The following is a 4415-nucleotide window of genomic DNA, read 5'->3' as shown; positions in this document are numbered from 1 at the left end:
CACGCTGGCGCGGCTGCGGGCCTTGCTGGACGCTGCCCGCAAGCCGCTGATCATCGCCGGCGGCGCCTTCAACGCGCCGGGCGGCCGCGATGCCTTGCTGCGGCTGGCTGAACGGCACGGCATCCCGGTGGCGGTATCGTTCCGCCAGCACGACCTGTTTCCGAACACGCATCCGCTGTACGCGGGCGACCTGGACCTGGCGACGCCAGCGGCTCAGGTCGCGGCCTTTGACGCCAGCGACCTGATCCTGGCGTTGGGCACGCGCCTGGGCGACATCACCACGCAGGGCTACGCGTTCCCCGGTTATCCCAAACCCTCGCAGACGCTGGTGCACTGCCATTCCGATGCGCATTTCGTGAACCAGCATTTCGCGGCCGATGTCGGCATCGTTGCCGATCCGGTGGCTACCGCGCAGGCATTGACGGCCTTGCCCGCCACGGGCAGCACGGTCCGCGGTGACTGGGCCGCGTCCCTGCGCGCCATCCGGGAATACACCTCCGCCTGGCCCAGTCCACAGGCAGCCGACGGCGTGCCGTTCGTGTCCGTGGTCCGCGCCCTGGCCGAGCAGGCGCCCCGCGACCTCATGGTCTGCCTGGACGCGGGCACCTTCGCCGCGCCGGTGTACCGCCATTTTCCCTTTGTCCACCCGCAAAGATTGATGGCGTCGCAATCGGGCGCCATGGGCTACGGCACGCCGGCGGCCATTGCCTCGCAATTGCGTTGCCCGCAAAGCAAGGTCGTATGCCTGGTGGGCGACGGCGGCTTCATGATGACGGGCAATGAGATGATGGCCGCGGCCGAGCGCGGACTGCCGGTGTTCTTCATCGTCTCCAACAACAATAGCTATGGCTCCATCCGCCTGCATCAGGCACGCACCTATCCCGGGCGCTACGCGGGCACCAATCTGGCCAGCCCCGATTTCACGATGATGGCGCGCGCCTTCGGCATGCCGACGGAGCACGTCACGCGCCAGGATCAAGTGGCTGCCGCCATCGCCCGGGGGCTGGCCTCGACCGCGCCGTACTTCCTGGAGGTCAAGACCAGCCTTGCGGCGATCCTGCCGGATGGCGCGGACAGTGGGGCGGGCGTCGATCTGTTGGGGCGCGGCCAGCTGGCGGCTCACTCGCGGTAGCCGGGATCCTTCCTGTCCATCAGGCGCAACATGGCCGGCCATTCCAGTTCGCCGAAAGGGCGGCGCGTGGTCGGCTGGTATAGGTGCCAGGTCTTCTCGATCACTTCCGGCGGTGGCAGGCAAAGCTCGCGGTTGGCGGCCAGCGCGTCGACCTGCGCCTTGCAGGCCATCTCCAGCCAGTACAGCGTGTTGAACGCCTGCGCGATGCTGGGGCCTGCCGCCAGCAGGCCATGGTTGCGCAGGATCATCGCCTCGGACCGGCCCAGGTCCGCCACCAGCCGGGCTCGCTCGTCCAGGTCGATGGCCACGCTTTCGTAGTCGTGGTACGGAATCTTGGCGAAACGCATGGCGGTCTGGGTCAGCGGCAGCAGGCCACATTGCAGCGCCGACACCGCCATGCCGGCCCGCGTGTGCGTATGGATGACGCAGTGCACGTCGTGGCGGGCCCCGTGCACCGCGCTGTGGATGACGTAGCCGGCGGCGTTGATGCCGTACTCGCCCGGGTTGCTCAGCACGTTCCCGTCCAGGTCGATCTTCACCAGGCTGGACGCAGTGATTTCGTCGTACAGCATGCCGTAGGGGTTGATCAGCAGATGGCCTTCGGGCCCCGGTATGCGCGCCGTGATGTGGTTGTAGATCAGATCGCTCATGCCGAAGTGGGACACCAGCCGGTAGCAGGCGGCCAGTTGAATGCGGGTGTCGCGTTCTTCGGGGCTCATGGAGGTAGCGATATGCATGGTTGTGATCTCCTGTTCAGTCCGAGGCTTTGACGTTGAAATCGCGTACCACCTTGCCCCACGATTCGTATTCGGACTTCATCAGCGCGCCGAATTCGGCGGGCGTGGCGGTGGTGCGGACCTGGGCGCCCAGATCCGCCAGCTTGTCTCGCACGGCCGGGTCTGCCAGTACGGCGTTGACCTCGACGGCCAGCTTTTGCTGGATGTCGGACGGGATGCCGGCGGGCGCGATCAGGCCCAGCCAGGCGCCCATGTCAAAGCCCGGAAAGCCTTGTTCGGCGACCGTAGGTACATCCGGCAGGCTAGCGACCCGCTCCGGGGTGCTGACGGCGATCGCCTTCAGGCGGCCGGCCTTTACCATGGACAGGGACGACACCATGGTGTCGAAGCTGGCATAGGTCCGTCCGCCCACGATGTCCGTCTGCGCCTGGCTGCTGCCCTTGTAAGGCACGTGGATCATGCTGGCGCCGGCCTTGGCCAGCAGCACCGAGGTCACCAGATGGCTGGTGGTGCCGACACCGGTGGTGGCGTAGGTGTATTGGTTCGGCTTGGCCTTCACGGCCGCGAGGAAGTCTTTCAGGTTGTTGGCCGGATTGTCCGGACTGACGACGAACAGGTAGGGCAGCCAGGTCAGCAGCCCGATGGGCGCGAAATCCTTGCGCGCGTCGTAGTTCAGGTTGGGGTACACATGCGGGTTGATGGCTTGCGGCGCGGAGGCGCCGATCATGAGCGTATAGCCGTCGGGCTTGGCGCGCGCGCCCAGTCCTGCGGCGATGGAGCCGCCCGCGCCGGGCTTGTTCTCGACGATGAACTGCTGTCCCAGCCGCTGCGCCAGACGGTCGCCGACCATCCGGGCGACGGTGTCGGTGGCCGTACCGGGGGGGAAGCCGACCAGGATGGTGACCGGCTTGGCGGGATAGGGGGCTTGCGCCCAAGCCGGCCCGGCTGCGGCCCAGGCCGAAATGGCCAGCATGGCTGCCAGCGCGGCCCGCCGCCATGATGATGGAATCGCCCCGGGGGCGGATTGCGTTCCGCCTCGCCTTATCGCATTGCGCATCGTTGTCTCCAGTCATTGTTCTGATGGCGGGAGAGCGCCTGCGCCTGCCCGCAACGGCGTCCCGGTAGGCAGGCCGTCGCCGTTCAAGGTCGCACAAGGACCGGCCGCCTTCAATGACGCCGGCGGCCAAGCAGATAACGCGAAATGGCATGGATGGCGGACGCCGCGCAGGCGTCCGCCGGGGTGGATCAGACCGTCAAGCTGATCCAGGTGGTCTTCAGATCGCTGTACTTGTCCAGCGCGTGCAGCGACTTGTCGCGGCCGAAGCCGGACTGCTTGACCCCGCCGAAAGGCACGGTGATGTCGCCGTCGGCGTAGCAGTTGACCCACACCAGGCCCGCGCGCAGGCGGCGCGACAGGCGGTGGGCGCGCGACAGGTTGGCGGTCCACAGGCCGGCGCCCAGGCCGTAGATCGAGTCGTTGGCCAGGCGCACGGCGTCGTCCTCGGTGGCGAAGCGCTGCGCGGCCAGCACCGGGCCGAAGATCTCTTCGCGCACCAGGCTGTTGTCCTGGCCGGCGCAATCGAAAATCGTCGGCTCGATGTAGTAGCCCCCGGTGGCAGTCCGGGCCTGGCGGCCGCCCACGCGCAGTTGCGCACCCTCGGCGGCGCCGGCTTCGATGCGGGCCAGCACGCCGCGCATCTGGCGTTCATCGACCATGGCCCCCATGGCGGTGGCGGGGTCCAGCGGATCGCCCGGCTGCAGCGTGGCGGCATGGTCCGCGACCTTGGCCATGAAGGCGTCGTAGATGCCGTCCTGCACGTACAGGCGGGAGCCGGCGATGCAGACTTCGCCCTGGTTGGAGAAGATGGCCAGGGCCGCCGCCTGCGCGGCGCGGTCCAGGTCGGGGCAGTCCTCGAACACGATGTGCGGCGACTTGCCGCCGCATTCCAGCCAGACGCGCTTCAGGTTGGATTGGCCCGAATACTCCATGAAGCGCTTGCCGGTGGCGGTGGATCCGGTAAAGGCGATGCAGTCGACGTCGGGATGCAGGCCCAACGCCTGGCCGGCTTGCGCGCCCAGGCCAGGCACCACGCTGAAGACGCCGGCGGGAATGCCGGCTTCCGCTGCCAGCGCCGCCAGCCGGATGGCCGACAGCGAAGCCTGCTCGGCCGGCTTGAGGATGACGCTGTTGCCCGCGGCCAGCGCCGGCGCGACCTTCCAGGCGGCCATCATCAGGGGGTAGTTCCACGGCACCACCGCCGCGACCACGCCCAGGGCTTCGCGTGTGATGGTCGCCAGCGCGTCCGGGCCGGTGGGAGCGATCTCGTCGTAGATCTTGTCGATGGCCTCGGCGTACCAGGCGTAGCAGCGCGCCGTCTCCGGCACGTCGAAGGCCAGCGCGTCGCGGATGGGCTTGCCCATGTCCAGCGTTTCCAGCAGCGCCAGTTCCTCGCGGTGCGCGTCGATCAGCGCGGCCAGGCGCAGCAGATGCTGCTTGCGCTGGCGCGGCGCCAGGCCGCTCCAGACGCCGGCCTCGAAGGCGCGGC

General features: G+C 68.3%; 4 protein-coding genes. 1 reads left to right on the top strand and 3 read right to left on the bottom strand.

What is annotated here, in order from left to right:
- Positions 1–1132, top strand: a 1132-nt coding sequence (locus tag VIR09_RS23585; protein WP_332015049.1) for a thiamine pyrophosphate-dependent enzyme, incomplete at its 5' end; no start/stop codon positions are given.
- Here the strand turns inward: VIR09_RS23585 and VIR09_RS23580 are convergent.
- From VIR09_RS23580 to VIR09_RS23570, 3 genes are all read right to left on the bottom strand, one after another.
- Positions 1120–1869, bottom strand: a complete 750-nt coding sequence (locus tag VIR09_RS23580; RefSeq protein ID WP_332015048.1) for a class II aldolase/adducin family protein — start codon at positions 1867–1869, stop codon at positions 1120–1122. The genes VIR09_RS23585 and VIR09_RS23580 overlap by 13 nt on opposite strands.
- 16 nt (positions 1870–1885) lie before the next feature.
- The gene (locus VIR09_RS23575; RefSeq protein WP_332015047.1) at positions 1886–2842 is read right to left on the bottom strand and encodes a tripartite tricarboxylate transporter substrate binding protein; all 957 of its coding nucleotides are present in this window, start codon (positions 2840–2842) and stop codon (positions 1886–1888) included.
- Between the two features lie 272 nt (positions 2843–3114).
- A partial coding sequence (locus tag VIR09_RS23570; RefSeq protein WP_332015046.1) for an aldehyde dehydrogenase occupies positions 3115–4415 on the bottom strand: 1301 nt, incomplete at its 5' end.

This window comes from Achromobacter sp., from assembly GCF_036567245.1.
Lineage (GTDB): Bacteria > Pseudomonadota > Gammaproteobacteria > Burkholderiales > Burkholderiaceae_B > Achromobacter.
Note: the sequence above shows the minus strand (reverse complement) of the source record. Positions and strands in the feature narration are given on the sequence as shown.

Coding starts and splice junctions, on each gene's coding strand:
- VIR09_RS23580 (WP_332015048.1), bottom strand. CDS start 1,869: ATGCATATCGCTACCTCCATGAGCCCCGAAGAACGCGACACCCGCATT.
- VIR09_RS23575 (WP_332015047.1), bottom strand. CDS start 2,842: ATGCTGGCCATTTCGGCCTGGGCCGCAGCCGGGCCGGCTTGGGCGCAA.